The 17,406-nt window shown below is 66.9% G+C and carries 16 protein-coding genes; 7 read left to right on the forward strand and 9 right to left on the reverse strand.

All coding sequences use genetic code 11. The features are described from left to right. Positions 1-78 precede the first annotated feature (78 nt). From RSO01_RS00370 to RSO01_RS47030, 3 genes are read right to left on the reverse strand one after another with little or no spacing between them, the layout of a single operon-like run. Positions 79-1,500 (reverse strand): amidase, encoded by a 1,422-nt coding sequence (locus RSO01_RS00370; protein ID WP_147145021.1) that lies wholly within the window; start codon positions 1,498-1,500, stop codon positions 79-81. Next, positions 1,501-2,907, reverse strand: coding sequence for an amidase (locus RSO01_RS00375; RefSeq protein ID WP_147145023.1), 1,407 nt, complete (start codon positions 2,905-2,907; stop codon positions 1,501-1,503). Next, positions 2,904-4,295 carry a tetratricopeptide repeat protein gene (locus RSO01_RS47030; protein WP_170302764.1) on the reverse strand — a complete coding sequence of 464 codons (1,392 nt, stop codon included), beginning with the start codon at positions 4,293-4,295 and terminating at the stop codon, positions 2,904-2,906. Before RSO01_RS47030 ends, RSO01_RS00375 begins: the two co-directional genes overlap by 4 nt. Before the next feature lie 69 nt (positions 4,296-4,364). Between RSO01_RS47030 and RSO01_RS47035 the strand changes: the two genes are divergently transcribed. Beyond that, the gene (locus tag RSO01_RS47035; RefSeq protein ID WP_170302765.1) at positions 4,365-5,333 is read left to right on the forward strand and encodes a Bug family tripartite tricarboxylate transporter substrate binding protein; all 969 of its coding nucleotides are present in this window, start codon (positions 4,365-4,367) and stop codon (positions 5,331-5,333) included. A gap of 135 nt (positions 5,334-5,468) precedes the next feature. Here RSO01_RS47035 and RSO01_RS00390 read toward each other — a convergent pair whose 3' ends face one another. The 3 genes from RSO01_RS00390 to RSO01_RS00400 all read right to left on the reverse strand — a co-directional run bounded on the left by RSO01_RS00390 (position 5,469) and on the right by RSO01_RS00400 (position 7,250). Continuing rightward, positions 5,469-5,855: a hypothetical protein gene (locus tag RSO01_RS00390; RefSeq protein ID WP_147145028.1), complete on the reverse strand. Its 387-nt coding sequence runs from the start codon at positions 5,853-5,855 to the stop codon at positions 5,469-5,471. Between the two features lie 77 nt (positions 5,856-5,932). Beyond that, a complete protein-coding gene (locus RSO01_RS00395) occupies positions 5,933-6,322 on the reverse strand; it encodes a hypothetical protein (RefSeq protein ID WP_147145030.1) in 390 nt (129 codons plus the stop codon). A gap of 52 nt (positions 6,323-6,374) precedes the next feature. After that, positions 6,375-7,250 (reverse strand): DUF4743 domain-containing protein, encoded by an 876-nt coding sequence (locus tag RSO01_RS00400; RefSeq protein WP_147145032.1) that lies wholly within the window; start codon positions 7,248-7,250, stop codon positions 6,375-6,377. Between the two features lie 187 nt (positions 7,251-7,437). Between RSO01_RS00400 and RSO01_RS00405 the strand changes: the two genes are divergently transcribed. Beyond that, positions 7,438-7,803, forward strand: a complete 366-nt coding sequence (locus RSO01_RS00405; protein WP_147145033.1) for a hotdog family protein — start codon at positions 7,438-7,440, stop codon at positions 7,801-7,803. Positions 7,804-7,937: 134 nt separating this feature from the next. Here the strand turns inward: RSO01_RS00405 and RSO01_RS00410 are convergent, their stop codons facing one another. After that, positions 7,938-9,911 (reverse strand): ethylmalonyl-CoA mutase, encoded by a 1,974-nt coding sequence (locus tag RSO01_RS00410; protein WP_147145035.1) that lies wholly within the window; start codon positions 9,909-9,911, stop codon positions 7,938-7,940. A 101-nt stretch (positions 9,912-10,012) separates the two neighbouring features. On the opposite strand from RSO01_RS00410, the gene RSO01_RS00415 reads away from it, so the two are divergent. From RSO01_RS00415 to RSO01_RS00430, 4 genes are read left to right on the forward strand one after another with little or no spacing between them, the layout of a single operon-like run. Next, on the forward strand, positions 10,013-11,221 hold the full coding sequence (locus RSO01_RS00415) for a YjgN family protein (RefSeq protein ID WP_147145036.1): 1,209 nt from the start codon (positions 10,013-10,015) through the stop codon (positions 11,219-11,221). Position 11,222: 1 nt separating this feature from the next. Then, a complete protein-coding gene (locus tag RSO01_RS00420) occupies positions 11,223-12,290 on the forward strand; it encodes a M48 family metallopeptidase (protein ID WP_147145038.1) in 1,068 nt (355 codons plus the stop codon). 10 nt (positions 12,291-12,300) lie between these two features. After that, complete coding sequence (locus RSO01_RS00425; RefSeq protein ID WP_147145040.1) at positions 12,301-12,678, forward strand: hypothetical protein; 378 nt, start codon at positions 12,301-12,303, stop codon at positions 12,676-12,678. A gap of 2 nt (positions 12,679-12,680) precedes the next feature. Further along, on the forward strand, positions 12,681-13,664 hold the full coding sequence (locus RSO01_RS00430; protein WP_147145042.1) for an ATP-grasp domain-containing protein: 984 nt from the start codon (positions 12,681-12,683) through the stop codon (positions 13,662-13,664). 116 nt (positions 13,665-13,780) lie between these two features. Here the strand turns inward: RSO01_RS00430 and RSO01_RS00435 are convergent, their stop codons facing one another. Then, complete coding sequence (locus tag RSO01_RS00435; RefSeq protein ID WP_147145044.1) at positions 13,781-14,623, reverse strand: cytochrome c; 843 nt, start codon at positions 14,621-14,623, stop codon at positions 13,781-13,783. After that, positions 14,623-15,738: a mandelate racemase/muconate lactonizing enzyme family protein gene (locus RSO01_RS00440; protein ID WP_147145046.1), complete on the reverse strand. Its 1,116-nt coding sequence runs from the start codon at positions 15,736-15,738 to the stop codon at positions 14,623-14,625. The genes RSO01_RS00435 and RSO01_RS00440 overlap by 1 nt, the downstream gene beginning before the upstream one ends. Positions 15,739-15,782: 44 nt before the next feature. Between RSO01_RS00440 and cimA the strand changes: the two genes are divergently transcribed. Beyond that, positions 15,783-17,387 carry a citramalate synthase gene (gene cimA, locus RSO01_RS00445; RefSeq protein WP_147145048.1) on the forward strand — a complete coding sequence of 535 codons (1,605 nt, stop codon included), beginning with the start codon at positions 15,783-15,785 and terminating at the stop codon, positions 17,385-17,387. Positions 17,388-17,406: the final 19 nt, after the last annotated feature.

Consider the following 17,406-nt stretch of genomic DNA (forward strand, 5'->3'; position numbering starts at 1 on the left):
CAGCGAGGGACCTTTGAGGCAACGAGTAAAGGGCCCTCGCTTCGTTCGGGATGACAGTCTCGTCGTTGCAAGGGCTGCCTAAATCTGATGCGCCATCGGCGGGGCGGGGATCGGGCGGACGCGCTCGTAGGCGGCCGCCGCTCGCAATACCAGCGCATCGCGGGCGTGGCCTGCGACGATCTGCAGGCCGATCGGCAGGCCCTCACGGTCGAGGCCGCAGGGGATCGTCGCAGCCGGCTGGCGGGTCAGGTTGAAGGTGAGCGTGAACGGCGTCCAGCCGATGTCGACGCCGTCGCCGCCCCAGGCGGCATTCTCGTTCACCGCGAAGGCCGTCATGGGCATGGTCGGCGTCAGCAGCAGGTCGTACTTCGCCACGAACTGGTTCATGATCACGCCGAGCTGCTGACGCTGGTGGATCGCCGCCACCACCATCTCCTGGCCGAGATTGGCGCCGTATTCGGCGGCCTTCAACAGGCCGGGGTCCATCAGCGTACGCTTCTCGGGGCTGAACGTCTTGACCAGGTGAGCGACGTTCGACTGCCAGTGCGCGTTGAGGATGCGGCGCGGGTCGAGACCCATCAGGTCAGGCGAATCCTCGACCACCTTGGCGCCCAGCGTCTTGAACACCTTCACTGCGTTCTCGACGGCAACAGCCACGTCGCGGTCGATCTTCTCCTTCTCGACGAAGCCCAGGTTGGGCGAATAGGCGATGCGCAGCCCCTTCACGCCCTTGTCGAAACCCTTGAGATAGTCCTCGACATCGTCCGGCCGTCCGTAAAGATCGCGCGGATCGGGCCTGGCCATCACGTTCATCATCATCGCGGCGTCGCGCACGGTGCGCGTCATCGGCCCGATATGGGACAGCGTGCCCATCGCCGAGGGCGGCCACAGCGGCACGCGCGCCTGCGTCGGCTTCAGCCCGAACAGGCCGGTGAAGGAGCAGGGGATGCGCACCGAGCCCGCGCCGTCGGTGCCGACGGCGAGATTGCCCATGCCGACCGCCTCGGCCGCCACGCCGCCGCCCGACGAGCCGCCCGGCGTGCGTCCGATCTTCCAGGGATTGTGGGTCGCGCCGTACAGCGCCGAATCGGTCACGCCCTTCCAGCCGTATTCCGGCGAGGTCGTCTTGCCGAGAAGCACGGTGCCCGCCTGGCGCAGGTGCTGGCCGACCGGCGAATCGACGGTCCACGGCCCGTCGGCATCGGTCGCCAGGCTGCCCATGCGCGTCGGCAGGCCCTTGGTCAGCACCATGTCCTTGATGGTGATGGGCACGCCGTCGATATCGGAGAGCCGCTTGCCGCCTTTCTTCCAGCGCTTCTCCGAGGCCCGTGCGGCACGCAGCGCACCGTCGGGATCGAGATGCTGGAAGGCGTTGAGCTGAGGATTGAACGCTTCGATGCGGGCGATGGCGGCCTTGGTCGCTTCGACCGGCGAGGCCTTGCGCGCCTTGTAGAGTTTCACCAGCTGCCAGGCAGGCATCATCGCAAGATCGCCAGTCATTTACTTGGTCTCCGGCAGGGCAGGGAATTTCAGCGGGTTGGTCTCGGCATAGCGAGCGGCGGCGCGCAACACGAGTGCGTCTTTATAGTGTCCCGACGCGATCTGCAGCCCGATCGGCAGGCCCTGGCGGCTGAGGCCGCACGGCACCGATGCCGCAGGATGGCGGCTCAGGTTGAACTGCGAGGTGTAGGGCGACCACAGGATATTGGCCTTGCCCTCCGGTCCCTCGGGCAGGTTCTTGCCGGCCTCGAACGGCTGCACCGCGACAGTGGGTGACAGCAGCAGGTCGTACTTGTCGAAGAACAGGTTCCACGCGATCGAAAGCTCGCGGCGCGTCACCTGGGCGTTGACCACGTCCTGCAGCGAATAGCGCAGGCCGGCCTTGGCCGAGGCCAGAAGGTTGGGATCGAACTCGTTGTGGCGGCTTTCGGGAAAGAGCTGCAGCAGTCGCTGCAGGGCCGCCAACCAGTGGATCACGAAAGCCCGGCCGGCTTCGGGATAGGGGAAGGGCGCCTCGACCTCCTCGACCTTGCAGCCGAGCTTCTCGAACTGCTTGGCCGCCTTGGTGACCAGGGCCGCGACCTCGATGTCGACCGGATGATCGCCGAAGCGCAGCACGAAGCCGACTTTCAGCTTCTTGAGCTTGCCGTCGATCTTCTTGGCGTAGTCGGCGTCGTCTTCGGGCAGGCCGTAAGCGTCGCGTGCGTCGGGTTGGCTGATGGCGTTCAACATCAGCGCGCAGTCGAGCGCGGTGCGACACATCGGGCCGGTGTTCGACAGATCGCCCGTCATCGACGGCGGCCAGGCCGGCACGCGGCCGAACGTGGCCTTGATGCCGACCAGCCCGTTGAAGCTCGAGGGGATGCGCACCGAGCCGCCGCCGTCGGTGCCGATGGCGAGCGGGCCCAGGCCCGCGGCCACCGCCGCGCCGGCGCCGCCCGATGAACCACCCGGCGTGCGCTCGGTGTTCCAGGGATTGCGCGTGATGCCGTGCAGGGGCGAATCGGTCACGCCCTTGTGGCCGTATTCCGAGCTGGTGCTCTGGGCGAAGACGATGGCGCCCGCCTCGCGCAGTCGCGCCACCGCCGGCGCATCGGCGTCGGCCGGCGCCTTGTCGGTGAGCTTGCTGCCCATCGAGGCCGGCCAGCCCTTCACGCGCACCAGCTCCTTGATCGACACCGGCACGCCGTCGATCGGCGACAGCGGCTTGCCCTTCTGCCAGCGCCGTTCGGACTCTCGCGCCGCCTTCAGCGACGGCTCGATGTCGACATGGCAGAGCGCGTTGATCTCGGAATTGACCCTGCTGGTGCGCGCCAGCACCGCCTTCATGGTCTCGACCGGCGAGGCCTTGCCCTTGCGGTAGAGCTTGGACAGCTCCGCCGCCGTCAGTTGGGTGAGGTCGCTCATGACGCCTTTCCTCTCGCATACTGTCGTGACAACTGCTCGGCCTGGTACTCGGCCGCCAGCGCCTGCTCCATGCGGCCGACGCGGCGATAGACATCGCCGAGCGAGCGCTTGGTCCACGGCACGGTCGGCCGCTCGCGGTCGTCGGCCTGGAGAATCTTCAGCGCCGCGTCGTTCCAGCCTGACTTCATCAGGGCATCGAGATGGATGGCGCTGAACAGCGAGCGCTGCGCAATGCTGCCGCCGATCTTGGAAAGATGCGGCATCGCCTGGCCGAGCAGGCGCGCCGCCTCGGCGTGATCGCCCTTGGCGTAGGCGGCAAGACCGTGCGCCGCCGGCACGGTGCAGTCAGCCCAGGCCTCGCGTTCGAAGGGCTTTGCGTTCTCGGCCTTGTCTTCCAGGCTCGCCAGCATCTCGGTGACGGCGCTCTGCTCGCCGGCGCGGGCAAGGCCGTAGAGATATTGCAGGTCGAGGAAGGGCACGAAGTGCTCGTGCAGGCGGGGCTTCAGGTACTGCGCCACGTCAGCCCAGCGGTTGCCGACGTCGACGCCGCGCAGTTCGAGACGCGCCAGCAACGACACAGCGTTGATCTGGTCCTCGCAGAACTCCTTCCACACGCCCCAAACGCGCTTGTCGAACAGGGCCAGCGCCTCGTCGGTGCGGTCGAGGTCGATCAGGAACAACGCCAGATGCCACCAATTGTGGGTGTACATGAAGGAGTTGCAGCCTTCCCAGGTATCCGACATCGCTTCCAGGAAGGCCACGCCCTCGAGCATCCTGCCGCGCGCCTCCAGGCAATGGGCGACGGCGTGATGCGCCCAGGGGTCGCGGCGGTCGACCTCGAGCGCGGCGCGCGCGACGCTCTCAGCCTCGTCGATGCGATTGCACTCTTCCAGGCCGAAAGCATACATCGCATTGACGTAACGGTTGTCCTGGTTGGCGGCGAACAGGCGCTCGCCGATGCGCAACAGGGCCTCGGCGTCACCGCAGTTGAAGGCATGGAGCTGGCCGAGCTTGCCCGCCAGCAGATCGCGCGGCCATTCGGCTGCCATGTCCTCGTGGATTTTCAGGCAACGATCGATGTTGCCGCCGATCCAGGCCTCGGTCGTGGCGAGCCAGGCCTGCTCGCGGGCGTTGGCGTCCTTGGCGAGCGCCTTGGCGCGCGCGAGATACCTGGCTGCCGTCGCGCGGCCTTCGTCGGAGTTCATCGACAGGACGAGGTTGGCCGCCATCACCGGCAGCAGGGTGCATCTTGTTTCCTTGTCGGCGGCGGCGACGAACTCGGGCAGCCGATTGCCGAAGGAGAGCCACTCGTCGCGCAGGAAATCCAGGGAGGCGATCGCCTCCGCACCGGCGTTGCTCACCTCCAGCCCTTGACCGTCCCGCGCCACTACTTTCGTCCCCGGTTGTCTTGTCCAACCTTCGCATGCCGTGGCAGGTTGGGCAAAACGGGAGGCAACATGAAACGCCGGCATCTCCTGGCCGCGGCGGCAGTCGTCGCCATTCCGCAATCCGGCCGCGCGCAGGCGTTTCCCGAGCGGCCCATCCGTTTCATCGTGCCCTATGCGCCGGGCGGGTCGACCGACACTTCCGCGCGCTTCGTCTCCGAGAAGCTGGCCGCCGTGCTGGGCCAGCCGGTGATCGTCGAGAACAAGCCGGGCGGCGGCACCATCATCGGCACCGAGATCGTCGCCAAGGCCAAGCCCGACGGCCACACCATCCTGCTGACGCCGGCCGCCATGATCGCCATCGCCGCGTTCGGCATGGCCACGCCCTACGACATCGACAAGGATCTCGTGCCGGTCGTGGGCTTCGTCGACCTGCCGATCCTGCTGGCCGCCTCCAACAGCGCGCCGTTCAAGACGGTCGCCGAGCTCGTCGCCTGGTCGAAGGCCGAGCCCGGCCGCACCGTCGCCTATGCCTCGGCCGGCATCGGATCGCTGACCCATCTGTGGGGTGAGTACGTCAAGGCCAAGACGGGACTGCCGATGGAGCATGTCGGCTACAAGGGCAGCGCCGAGGCGTTGCGCGACGTCATCGCCGGGCACGTGCCGTTGTTCGCCGACGTGCTGGTACCGACGGCGACGGCGGTGCGCGCCGGCCAGATCCGTGGCCTCGCGGTGGCGATGGCGCATCGCTCGGAGCTGCTGCCCGACGTGCCGACCGTCGCCGAGGCGGGCCTGCCCGGCACGGAAGGTACCGTGCCGTTCGGCATCTCGGTGCCCGGCGGCACGCCGGCCTCGGTGGTGATGAAGCTCAACACCGCGTTCAACGAGGCGCTGGGCGATGCAGCGATACGGCGCAAGCTCCTGGAGCTCGGCTTCGTACCGGTCGGCGGCGCGCCGCAGGCCTACGTCGCGGTGCTGGCCAACGAGATCGCCAAGTGGCGCAAGGTGATCAAGGACGCGAAGATTCCGGCACCGTCATAGGAGCACGGACCTCCAGGTCCGCTCAGAGTCTTCGTCTTCCGGACCGCGCGCGTCCTCGCGCGCTCATGAGCGCGCGAGGACGCGCGTGGTCCGGAAGAGCATGAGCGGACCTGGAGGTCCGCGCTCCGAAGAGGGCTAACTCTTGGGACTGCCCCCCAGGAAGCAATAGATCATCCCGCTCTTGCTGGCGCAGATGTGGCTGCGGCCGTCGGGGGCGAGCTGCTTCAGCACGACGCGCGGCGGCACCGGCACCCAACGACCGTCGAGCAGCGCGTACCACATGCCGTCGTCGTTGAGATAGGCGCGGGTCGGCCGGCAATCGCCGTCCGTGGAACTCGAGCGCCCGTTGCAGCATGAGTAGCCGGTGTCGGGCTGCTTCAGCTCCTTGTACCAGTCGTGATTCTCGGCGTGGCCCTGGCCGTATTGGCCCTCGGCGTGATCGTGCACATCCTGCGCACGGGCGCCGACGCTCGCGATGCAGAGAGTCGATAGCAATATGAAACCAAGAGCGGACAGGCGCATCGAACCGCCTCCGTCTGCCGTGGAAACGAACAAGGCATCGTTTTTCGCAACGAAGCCGGGAACCTCCGGGTCCCTTTTTAGATCTTGGGCGAGCCGCCCAAAAAACAATAGATCATGCCACTTTTGCTGGCGCAGATATGCGAACTGCCATCAGGTGCGAGCTGCTGCAGGACGACGCGCGGCGGCACCGGCACCCAACGGCCGTTGAGCAGAGCATACCATTGTCCGTCATCGTTGACATAGGCCCGGGTCGGCCGGCAATCGCCTTCGACTCCATTGAGCGTACCGTTGCAGCACGAGAGGCCCGTGCCCGGCTGCTTCAGCTCCTGATACCAGTCGTGGTTCTCGACGTGGCCTTGGCCGTGGTGACCATCCTGTGCCAAGGCCGGATGGAAAATGGCCGGATTGAAAGTGACGCAGACCGAAACGACACCAACAAGTGCGTATCGTGGCATGAGGAGTGCCACCTTTCGCAAACTCTGTTGAGCCGGCCACGCATTCCAAGCGACGCGCCGTCGCTCAACCGATACCGTTGAGCGAAGTGTACTCCTTCTTCAGTCCGGAGACGATGGCCATGAACTGTGGATCGTCGGCCGACAACAGCCCGTGGCGCACGAAGAAGTCGATCAACACCAGATTGCAGTTGTATTTGAACTGGGTCGTGTCGCGTACGGTCTCGAACACGCGCTGCACCGGCCACAGCTCGAAGGAGTGCACTTCGCCGTCATTTGCGCGCGGTGTGAAATCCTCGGGCAGCTCGAGATCGAAGCACGTCATGATGTCGGGCTTGAGCTGCGGGCCCGACTGGTTGAGGTAGGTGATGTAGCTCACCGCCTTGGCCTGCTCGGCGAGCTTGCGCGGAATCGAGGCTTCCTCTGCACATTCCTTGATCAGATTGTCGTGCAGGCCGATGCCGATCGGCTGGCCGCCGGCGACGGTGTTGTCGAGCTGCCCCGGGAAGGTCGGTTTCGTATAGGAGCGGCGCGGCACCCAGATGTGCAGGCCATCCTTGCGCCGCACGTAGGCCGTCAGGTGCGGTCCGAAGGCACGCACGCCGAACCACGGCACCGCCGCGCGCTCCATCGCCATCAATGGCGGGTCGGTGAACACCCAGGTGACGGGATAGGCCTCCTCGCGCCACAGACTGCCGAACTGGCCGCGCTCGCGCAGCTCAAGCAGGAAGGCGCGCATGGCAGCGGTGCGCTTGTCGGGCGTGTCGAGCGCGGGATCGAGATGCCAGGCGGCGTCGTGACGGACGAACAGATCGGGCCGCGTCGCCACCACGGGCGCGAAGTCGCGATGGATGAAGCCTGCGCGCTGGCGGCCGATGAACCACGGCTCGAACTGGCTGAGGTCGCCGTTGTTGCAGCGCTTGATGTGGTCGAGGAAGGACATCGGGGAGGCACATAGCTGGCAACGCCTCCGATGTCATCCCGAGCCTCTGTCATCCCGAGCGCAGCCTTCTGTCATCCCGAGCGCAGCGAGGGATCTTTCCTGCGGCCTTAAAGATCCCTCGCTACGCTCGGGATGACAGAGGGCGCTCGGGATGACAGCGGGTATGGTGTCTGCGACATTGAGTCGGATGACCGAAGACGAGCTGCAAGTCCTTCTCGACAAGACCTTGCCGGCGGCCGACCGGCACGACGTGTTCGTCGAGGAGTGCCAGGATCAGGACGTGCGGCTGCGCTTTTCGCTCAAGCCCGGCGAGATCTGGTCGAGCGCGGCGCTGCTGTCTCTGGCCGACACGTCGCTGCGCGCGGCGGCAGGACTTGAAGCTGCTCTTTCGCATCTCAACGTCACGGTGCTGAGGGCAGCGCACGAGGCCGACGTGCTCGCCCTGTCGCGCGTTATCCGCCGCGACGGCGGGACCGTGCATGCCGAGGCCTGGCTATTCAGCCACGCCGTCGTCGAGCCAATGCTGCACGCGACGGCGACGTTGAAAAAGTAACGTCATCGGAGCGCGGACCTCCAGGTCCGCTCATGCTCTTCTGGACCGCGAGCCTCCGGCTCGCTCATGAGCGCGCTGGAAGCGCGCGGTCCGGAAGACGAAGACGATGAGCGGACCTGGAGGTCCGCGCTCCGTCAGGCCGCTTCCTTCCAGGCGCCATCCACGACGGCGACGATGTCGCGCATGATCTGGGTGAGGTCGAAGTCCTTCGGCGTGTAGACGCGGGCCACGCCCGTCTTGATCAAGGCCTCGGCGTCGGCCGGCGGGATGATGCCGCCCACCACCACCGGCACGTCGCCGATGCCGGCGGCGCGCAGGCCGGCTAAAACCTCGCCGACCAGGGAGACGTGGCCGCCCGACAGGATGGAGAGCCCGACCACGTGCACGCTTTCCTCGAGGGCGGCGTTGACGATGCGCTCGGGCGTCAGCCGGATGCCCTCGTAGACCACCTCCATGCCGCAGTCGCGGGCGCGCACGGCGATTTGCTCGGCGCCGTTGGAGTGGCCGTCGAGCCCGGGCTTGCCGACCAGGATCTTTATGCGGCGGCCGAGGCGGCGCGACACCGTGTCGACCTCGCGGCGCGCGGCCTCCAGGCGGCCGTCGCTGACGCCGACGGCGCGGGCCACGCCGGTAGGCGCGCGGTACTCGCCGAACACCGAACGCAAGGTGTCGGTCCACTCGCCGGTGGTGACGCCCGCCTGCGCGCAGGCGATCGAGGCCGGCATGACGTTGCGGTCTTCCTTGGCGGCAGAGGTCAGCTCGTCCAGCGCCTTCTTCACGGCGGCGTTGTCGCGCGCGGTCCGCCACGCCTGCAGGCGCTCGACCTGCTCGCGCTCGACCGAGGCGTCGACCGTCAGGATGGCACCTTCGCCGGTCGAGAGCGGCGAGGGCTCGGCATCGGTGTAGGCGTTGACGCCGACCACGGTCTGCTCGCCGGCCTCGATGGCGGCCAGCCGCTTGAGGTTGGACTCGACCAAGCGCTGCTTCATGTAGGCCGCTTCGATCGCCGCCACCGCGCCGCCCATGTCGGCAATGCGTGCCACCTCGGCGTTGGCTTCCTGCTTCAGCGACTCGACCTTGCGGGCGATCTCGGCACTGCCATCGAAGATGTCGCCGTATTCCAGAAGGTCGGTCTCGAAGGCCACGATCTGCTGCAGGCGCAGCGACCATTGCTGGTCCCACGGCCGCGGCAGGCCGAGCGCCTCGTTCCACGCCGGCAATTGCACCGAGCGGGCGCGGGCGTTCTTGCTCATCACCACGGAGAGCATTTCGAGCAGGATGCGATAGACGTTGTTCTCGGGCTGCTGCTCGGTGAGACCGAGCGAATTCACCTGCACGCCGTAGCGGAACAGGCGCTGCTTCGCGTCGGTGACGCCGTAGCGCGTGCGCGTCAGCTCGTCCCACAGCTCGGCGAACGCCCGCATCTTGCACATCTCGGTGACGAAGCGGATGCCGGCATTGACGAAGAAGGAGATGCGGCCGACGACCTGCGGGAAGTCGGCCTCGGGCACCTGACCGCGATCGCGCACCGCGTCGAGCACGGCGATGGCATTGGCGAGCGAGAAGGCGAGCTCCTGCACCGGCGTCGCACCCGCTTCCTGCAGGTGATAGCTGCAGACGTTCATCGGGTTCCACTTGGGAACCTCGCGGTAGGTGAAGCCGATCGTGTCGGCGGTCAGACGGAGCGACGGCTCGGGCGGAAAGATGTAGGTCCCGCGGGAAAGATACTCCTTGATGATGTCGTTCTGGGTTGTGCCCTGCAGCTTGGCGCGCTCGACGCCCTGCGCTTCTCCGGCCGCGATATAGAGAGACAAGAGCCACGCCGCCGGTGCGTTGATGGTCATCGACGTGTTCATGCGGTCGAGCGGGATGCCGTCGAACAGGGTCCGCATGTCGCCGAGATGGCTTATGGGCACGCCGACCTTGCCGACCTCGCCCTTGGCCAGCGGATGGTCGGAGTCGTAACCGGTCTGGGTCGGCAGGTCGAAGGCGACCGACAGGCCGGTCTGACCGCGCGCCAGGTTGGTGCGGTAGAGCTCATTGGATTTGGCCGCGGTCGAGTGGCCGGCATAAGTCCGGATCAACCAGGGACGGTCGCGGTTGGTCATGGTAGCGGCTGCTGAAAGGTTTCCGGTAGACTGGGATCTCAAGCGATGTTGCATTGCAGCATGAATGATTTCGCAGCGCAACCGAGGTTAGAGACCGCTTCGTGACCAACACGACCTCTCCTTGGGGGCAGGCTGTCACGCCGAGCACGGCGGCGGCAGCCATGGCGGCCGCCACGACCGAGCCGGATCTGACGCCGAGCCGCCCGCGATACGACGGCCGGCTCAGCGAGCTCTATGTCATCTATATGCGCCATCTGGTGCTGATGCTGCTGACCTTGGGCTGGTCGCGCTTCTGGGGGCGAACGCGCATCCGCCGCTACCTGTGGAGCCATTTCGCCATCCTGGGCGACCGCTTCGAATATCGCGGCCGCGGCATCGAACTGATGGTGGGCTTCGTGCTGGCGCTGCTGATGCTCGCGGGCTGGGGCGGCCTGATGTACCTGGTGTGGATCTACGTGTTCCACGAACGGCCGTTCGCGAGCTTCGGCCTGTTCGACATCTTTTCCCTGTCGGTCGCGCTGATCGGCTTCCCCCTGGCCTTTGTCGGCCACTATGCCGGCCTGCGCTATCGGTTGTCGCGCACACGCTGGCGCGGCATACGCTGCGGGCTGGCGGGCTCGGCCTGGCGCTACGGCGCGTCGGCGACCTTTCTGACGTTCGCCAACGCCATCTGCTTCCAGCTGCTGACGCCGGTCGTGTCGGTGAACCTGGCGCGGCCGCGCATCGCCAACACGCGCTTCGGCAGCCTGCCCTTCGTCTTCGGCGGCAGCGCCGGCGACATCTACGGCCGCTATGTCGGCTACTACTTCCTCAACGTCATCGCCTGGCTGGTGGCGGCCGGCATCTTCTTCGCCGCGATCGGCGGCGCTGTCGGCGGCCTCGGCATCAGCTTCACGGAGGAGGAGCTCGGCGAGCTGTTCACGCGACCCAGCCTGCGCACCATCCTGGTGGTCGCAGCGATTGCGATCGGCGTCTACATTGTCTTCAGCCTGCTGATCCTGTCCTTGCGCTGCTGGTGGCAGGCCTATCTGTTCCGCTATCTCGTTTCGCACAGCCGCGCCGGCAACGTCCTGTTCGCTACGGCGATCTCGACGCGCCAGATGTGGGGCTTTCTGGTGCTGAACTATCTGATCATCATGCTGACCCTTGGCCTGGGCTGGCCCTGGGTGATGCATCGCACCTTGCGGCTCATCGCAGCCGAGCTGTGGCTGTACGGTGCGCCCGATGGCGCATCGATCCGCCAGCCGACCGATCTCGGGCCGCGCTACGGCGAGGGGCTTCTGGACATGTTCGACGTGAGCGGCGTCTGAGATGGCCTCGATGGCCCGCTTCTACGACGGCGAGACCGCGCTGGTGCACGAGGTCAGCGTGCGCACTACCACCAACGAGCTGGTGATCTTCCGCCTCGCCGATGCCGGCATCCTGGCGCGCTGGCCGATCGGCGAGCTCGCCGTGCTGGGTGACGTCCAGCACGAGGTAACGCCGCCGATCGTGCGCAAGGGCTCGGAGGCCCGTCTGGTGGTCGACGACCCCGAGCTCAGTCGGCAACTTGCCTCGCTGGTGCCGCAGCTCGCGCCGCTGGCCGGGACGCGACCGGCGCCGGCCGCCCGCATTGCGGCGTTCGGCGCCACCTTCGCCGCACTGGTCGGGCTGTTCTGGCTCGCCGTCGAATACGGCACCGAATATGTGGCGCCGCTCTTGCCCTACAGCCTGCAGGCCAGGCTGGGCGAGAGCGTGTTCGACGAGCTGACGGCCGACAAGGACGAGTGCCACGGCAAGGCCGGCGTCAGGGCGTTGAACGACCTCGCCAACCGGCTGGCCAAGGCGGCCGACTATCCGCACGAGATCGTGGTGCACGTGATGGAGGGCGGCCCGGTCAACGCCTTCACCCTGCCGGGCGGCATCCTGGTCTTCTATTCCGACCTCATCGAGCAGGCCACGGACAGCTCGCAGGTGGCGGGCGTCATGGCGCACGAGATCGGCCACGTCGTGCACTATCATCCGGTCAAGGGACTGGTGCGCCAGTACGGCATCGAGCTGCTGGTCAAGCTGGCGAGCGGCGGCTACTCCGACATGCTGAATACGCTGGCGTCGGGTGGCAATGTCCTGCTGGCGCTGCGCAACGGCCGCGGCTTCGAGCGCGATGCCGACGCCACCGGTATCGCCTTGCTGGAGAAGCTCGAGATCCGTGCCGACGGAGTCGCGAGCTTCTTCGAGCAGATGCTGGCCAAGGAGCCCAAGGACGCGGCTGCCGTCGCCGGCATCTGGTCGAGCCATCCGCCGACCGCCGAACGCATCGCGGCGACGCGGCGCCCGTCGTCCGGCAAGCCGGCCTTCACCGATGCCGAGTGGAGGGCCGTGCGCAATGTCTGCAAGTGAGGGTTAGACGATGCCGATGCGCTGGACGATCTCGCACGACGAGCGGTTGGTGCTGGCGACTGCCGAGGGGCCGTTGGGCTTGCTCGAGATCGAGGCCTATTTCGATGCCCTGATCGTGGCGGGCGCGCAGCCCTACGCCAAGCTGTTCGACGGGAGAAGCATGGACGTACGCCTCACGGACGACGACGTGATGGCGGTGGGCGCGCGCATGAGTGCGTATGTCAAGGACCAGCAGTGGACCGGTGGGCCGGCGGCCTTCGTGGTGACGACCCGCGCCAACCGCGAGTTCGTCAAGCGCTTCATCAATCTCACCGCTTCGCCGCGCCAGGCGAAGATCTTCCAGACCCTCGACGAGGCCCGTGCCTGGCTCGACGAGCAGAAGAGCTAGGCATGGCCGGTACGATCGTTCTCGCGACCGCGGCTGACCAGCCCGACATCACCGCCTCCGACGAGCTCTACGCCGCGGCGCTGCGGCGGCGTGGCTTCGAGGTGCTGGGCGCGGCGTGGAACGGGCCGCGCGCCGCATTCGACGGGGCAGCGGCTGTCGTGTTGCGCTCGACCTGGGGCTATTACCGGGCGGCCGCCGAGTTCAGCGCCTGGACGGAAGCCATCGCGGCATCGACGCGCCTGTTCAATCCGATCGGCCTGGTGCGCTGGAATTTGCGCAAGGACTACCTCGGCAAGCTCGCAACGGCCGGCATACGCACGCCCGGAACGCGCATCGTCGCGCGTGACGTGGCCACGATCGAGAAGGTCTTCGACGAGACGGGGTGGCAGTGCGCGGTCGTGAAGCCGGCAACCGGCGGCGGCGGACATTCCGTCGAGCTGCTGAGTCGGGACACGGTGGCCGACGCTGTGCCCGGGCTCGCTGCCGGCGACGTGCTGGTGCAGGAATTCCTGCCCGAGATCGCCGACGGCGAGCTGTCGATGGTCTACTTCGACGGCGTCTTCAGCCACGCCGTCCGCAAACGGCCGCCCAAGGGCGAGTTCCGCAGCAACTCGCGCTACGGTCCCACTCGCGCCGCCGAGAGTCCGGCAGACGAGGTGGCGGAGCAGGGCGCCGCTGCGTTGCGGGCGCTGCCCGAGATGCCGCTCTATGCCCGGGTCGACGGTGTCGTGCGCGACGGCGCGCTGATCGTGATCGAAGTCGAGGTGCTGGAGCCGTCGCTGTTCATGGAGTTCGATCCGCCATCGGCCGAGCGCTTCGCCGAGGCGACGGCGAAGCGCCTGCGTCAGAGCGCGATGACTTTCGCTCCATCGTCCCGACCGGAGCCGAGCCCCTCGACTTCGCTCGGGACAGGCTACGCGAGGCGTAGCGGAGGGACCTCCTCTCTACGACAAGCGGCTTATTGTCGAGAGATGCGTCGGCGTTGAAAGCATTGCTGGCAGCTGGGGCCAGCGCCACAACGATGGCGTGCCCGCGGGTTCGACCTGCCATTCGTGGCCCTCTACGGACGGCACCTCGCCGCCAAAACCTCTGTGACGAGCCACTAGCGCTGCTGCTTGGCCTTGTAGGCCAGCCAATCGACGATGGCGTCGAGATCGCTGTCGCTCAGCTGCGACTGATCGAGGCTCTGCATCTTCTGGTCGGGCCACTGGCGCACCGATGCCGGATTACGGATCAGCTTCTTCAGCGCCGGGATCTGGAAATAGTCGGTGACGTTCATCGGCCGGCCGAGATCGGGCCCCTGGTCGCCTTCGCCTTCGCCGTTGAAGCGATGACAGGACATGCACATGGCGACAAAGCGGTCGAGGCCGGTGCGAATGCGGTCGCCCGCCGGGACGTCGGGGCCGACCGCGAGGCCGGGCCAACGCTTCAGCGGACTGTCGGTGACGGCGAGCGCGGCGAGGTGGTAGGCCCAGTATTCGGGGCTGATAGTCACCGACGGCGCGCGTCGCCAGATGATGTAGAACGGGCCGGCGCTCTCCTTGTCCGGCTTGCCCGGTATGGCAGGCCATGGCGCCGCCGGATCCTCGATGGCGAGGAAGGCTTCGACCTGTGCGATGTCGGCGGAAGCAGCCAGGCGGCCGGGAATGCTGACCGAGAAGTTGTCGATGGCGCGCGCCTGCACGTGATCGTCTGCGCCGATGCCGGTTCCTTTCAGCAGCTCGGACAGCGGGATCGCACGGTAGGTCATCGTGCGGCGATAGACGGGATCAGCGACAGTGACACTGCGCAGGGACGGATGGGCGAGCAGCGCCTTCTGCGCAAAAGTCTTGCTCGAGTCCCTGCCGGTGACGGTGAGGGTCGGCGATTGTGCGGCAACGGACAGCGCCACAAGGCAGGCCATGGCGCCGAACAGCGCAGCCGCGAGAAGCCGCGCTGCGGCCATCACGTCATCCTCTGGCCGCCGATCCGGCAGTCCTTGAGGATCTCGAGTCGGAAGGCGAGGCCATGGCCCGGCCGCTCGGGCGGCGTCATGGTGCCGGTTTTCGACGGCAGCACCGGCTCAATCCAGAGATCGTCGTTCCAGTCCATGTATTCGAGGTAGTTGGCATTGGGGATCGAGGCCAGCAGATGGACCATGGTCTCGTGGAAGAGATGCGGGGCGATCCTGATGCCCCACGGCTCGGCGGCGGCCGCGATCTTGCGCAGCTCGGTGTAGCCGCCGCGCATCGGATCGGGCTGCAGGATCGGCACGCACGGCGTCTCGAAGAAGGGGCGCAAGTCGTTGCGCGTGAAATGGCTCTCGCCGCCCACGATCCGGGTTTTCAGCGCGGCGGCGATGCGCCGGTAGCCGGCGAAGTCTTCCGCCGCCACCGGCTCCTCGAGCCAATAGGGATCGAACTCGTCGATGCGATGGCCGGCCTGGATGGCGGTGTCGGCGTCCCAGCCCATGTTGACGTCGATCATGATCTCGATGCCGCCGCCCATCGCCTCGCGCATCGCCTTCACGTTCAGAACGTCCTCGCGCCACGGCCGGATGTGCGCCACCTGCATCTTGATGGCCTTGAGGCCTTGGTTGGTGAACTCCTTGGCGCGCGCGATCATGCCGTCGCGGCCGAGGCCGCGGAAACAGCCCGAGCCGTAGGCCGGCACCTCGGTGCGCGCGGCACCCCACAGGCGGAAGAGGGGCAGGCCGGCGCGTTTGCCTAGAATGTCCCACAGCGCCATGTCGACGGCGCTCTGCGCGAACACCGTGACGCCCATGCGGCCCAGCCAGAAGTTGCTCTTGTAAAGCACCTGCCAGATCGCCTCGATCTCGGTGGCGTCGCGGCCGATGATGTGCGGGGCCATCAGCTCCTTCATGCAGGCATCGAGCGTCTGCAGCCCGCCGCGCAAGGGCATGAGGTAGCTCATGCCGATGAGGCCGCCCTGGGTCTCGATCTCCAGCACGTAGATGTCGCGCTTGGGTGCAGAGAGGATGCCGGCGGCCGGCGGCGGGCCGCGCCAGGGTACCTGCAGAAGGGTTGAACGCAGCTCGACGATGGTCGTGGGCGTGGTCATCAGGCGTATCTCCCGCGCGTTTGGCTCACTATGATGCGCCCGCCATGACTTCGTCCAACCGCCTCTACCTCTTCGACACTACCCTGCGAGATGGCGCCCAGACCCAGGGCGTCGACTTCACCGTGGCCGACAAGGTTGCCATCGCGCGCGAGCTCGACCTTCTGGGCATCGACTACATCGAAGGCGGCTGGCCCGGCGCCAACCCGACCGACGACCGCTTCTTCGCCGATCCGCCCGAGTTCCAGAACGCCAAGTTCGTGGCCTTCGGCATGACGCGCCGTGCCGGCCGAAGCGCGGCCAACGATCCCGGGCTGGCCGCCATCCTGCAGACCAAGGCGCGCAACCTTTGCATGGTCGGCAAGACCTGGGACTTCCATGTCGACGTGGCGCTGGAAGTCGATCGGGCCGAGTACCTCGAGATGATCGGCGATTCGCTCGCCTATGCGAAGACCCGCATGGAAGAGGTGATGTTCGACGCCGAGCATTTCTTCGACGGTTACAAGGCCAACCCGGACTATGCGATGGCCTGCCTGGCCGCGGCCGAGAAGGCGGGCGCGCGCTGGCTGGTGCTGTGCGACACCAACGGCGGAACCTTGCCGCACGAGGTCGAGCGCATTGTCGGCGACGTGGTGAAGAAGATCCCGGGCGAGCGGCTCGGCATCCATACCCACAACGACACCGAGAATGCCGTCGCCAACACACTGGCGGCCGTGCGCGCCGGTGTGCGCCAGGTGCAGGGCACCATCAACGGCCTGGGCGAGCGCTGCGGCAATGCCAACATGATCGCGCTCATTCCCAACCTCGTGCTGAAGATGGGCTTCGAGACGGGCTTGAAGGACGGTGCCCTGCAGCGGCTGACGCACCTGTCGCGCCTGCTCGACGACCGGCTGAACGTCGTGCCCAATCGCAGTGCGGCCTATGTCGGCACGCGCGCCTTCGCGCACAAAGGCGGCCTGCACGTTTCGGCCGTCGAGAAGGATCCCAAGACCTACGAGCACGTCGATCCCGAGACGGTCGGCAACCAGCGCATCATCGTGGTCAGCGACCAGGCCGGCCGCTCCAACATCATGGCGCGCTTTCGCCAGATCGGATTGGAGGTCGATCCCAAGGATCCCGGCGTCGCGCGGCTGCTGGAGATCGTCAAGGAGCGCGAGGCCGAGGGTTACGCCTACGACGGCGCCGATGCCTCGTTCGAGCTTCTGGCACGCCACGAGCTGCATACCGTGCCCGACTACTTCGCCCTGCATAGCTTCCGCGTGCTGGCCGAGCGGCGGGTCAATGCGCGCGGCCAGCTCATTGCGCTTTCCGAGGCGACGGTGAAGCTCGACGTCGGCGGCCGCCGCGCCATGGAAGTGGGCGAGGGCAACGGCCCGGTGAATGCGCTGGATGCTGCCCTGCGGAAGGCGCTGCTGCCGGTCTATCCCGAGCTGCAGGACATGCGGCTGGTCGACTTCAAAGTCCGCATCCTCGATGCGGCCGGCGGAACGGCGGCGACGACGCGCGTGATGATCGAAAGCGCCGACGCCGAGCGGCGCTGGTCGACCATCGGCGTGTCGCCGAACATCGTCGATGCTTCCTACAACGCGCTCTACGACGCCATCACCTACAAGTTGTTCCGCGACGGCGCCAAGCCGGCGGAACGAGCGTAGCTTCCTCATCAGACTCCTC

The sequence above is a fragment of the Reyranella soli genome (assembly GCF_007992495.1).
GTDB lineage: Bacteria > Pseudomonadota > Alphaproteobacteria > Reyranellales > Reyranellaceae > Reyranella > Reyranella soli.

What these genes read in the sequence shown, in the direction of transcription:
- RSO01_RS00375 (WP_147145023.1), bottom strand. Translation starts at nt 2,907, where the DNA reads ATGAGCGACCTCACCCAACTGACGGCGGCGGAGCTGTCCAAGCTCTAC.
- RSO01_RS00435 (WP_147145044.1), bottom strand. Translation starts at nt 14,623, where the DNA reads ATGGCCGCAGCGCGGCTTCTCGCGGCTGCGCTGTTCGGCGCCATGGCC.
- RSO01_RS00400 (WP_147145032.1), bottom strand. Translation starts at nt 7,250, where the DNA reads ATGTCCTTCCTCGACCACATCAAGCGCTGCAACAACGGCGACCTCAGC.
- RSO01_RS00420 (WP_147145038.1), top strand. Translation starts at nt 11,223, where the DNA reads ATGGCCTCGATGGCCCGCTTCTACGACGGCGAGACCGCGCTGGTGCAC.
- cimA (WP_147145048.1), top strand. Translation starts at nt 15,783, where the DNA reads ATGACTTCGTCCAACCGCCTCTACCTCTTCGACACTACCCTGCGAGAT.
- RSO01_RS00425 (WP_147145040.1), top strand. Translation starts at nt 12,301, where the DNA reads ATGCCGATGCGCTGGACGATCTCGCACGACGAGCGGTTGGTGCTGGCG.
- RSO01_RS00390 (WP_147145028.1), bottom strand. Translation starts at nt 5,855, where the DNA reads ATGCGCCTGTCCGCTCTTGGTTTCATATTGCTATCGACTCTCTGCATC.
- RSO01_RS00440 (WP_147145046.1), bottom strand. Translation starts at nt 15,738, where the DNA reads ATGACCACGCCCACGACCATCGTCGAGCTGCGTTCAACCCTTCTGCAG.
- RSO01_RS00370 (WP_147145021.1), bottom strand. Translation starts at nt 1,500, where the DNA reads ATGACTGGCGATCTTGCGATGATGCCTGCCTGGCAGCTGGTGAAACTC.
- RSO01_RS00430 (WP_147145042.1), top strand. Translation starts at nt 12,681, where the DNA reads ATGGCCGGTACGATCGTTCTCGCGACCGCGGCTGACCAGCCCGACATC.
- RSO01_RS00410 (WP_147145035.1), bottom strand. Translation starts at nt 9,911, where the DNA reads ATGACCAACCGCGACCGTCCCTGGTTGATCCGGACTTATGCCGGCCAC.
- RSO01_RS00405 (WP_147145033.1), top strand. Translation starts at nt 7,438, where the DNA reads ATGACCGAAGACGAGCTGCAAGTCCTTCTCGACAAGACCTTGCCGGCG.
- RSO01_RS47035 (WP_170302765.1), top strand. Translation starts at nt 4,365, where the DNA reads ATGAAACGCCGGCATCTCCTGGCCGCGGCGGCAGTCGTCGCCATTCCG.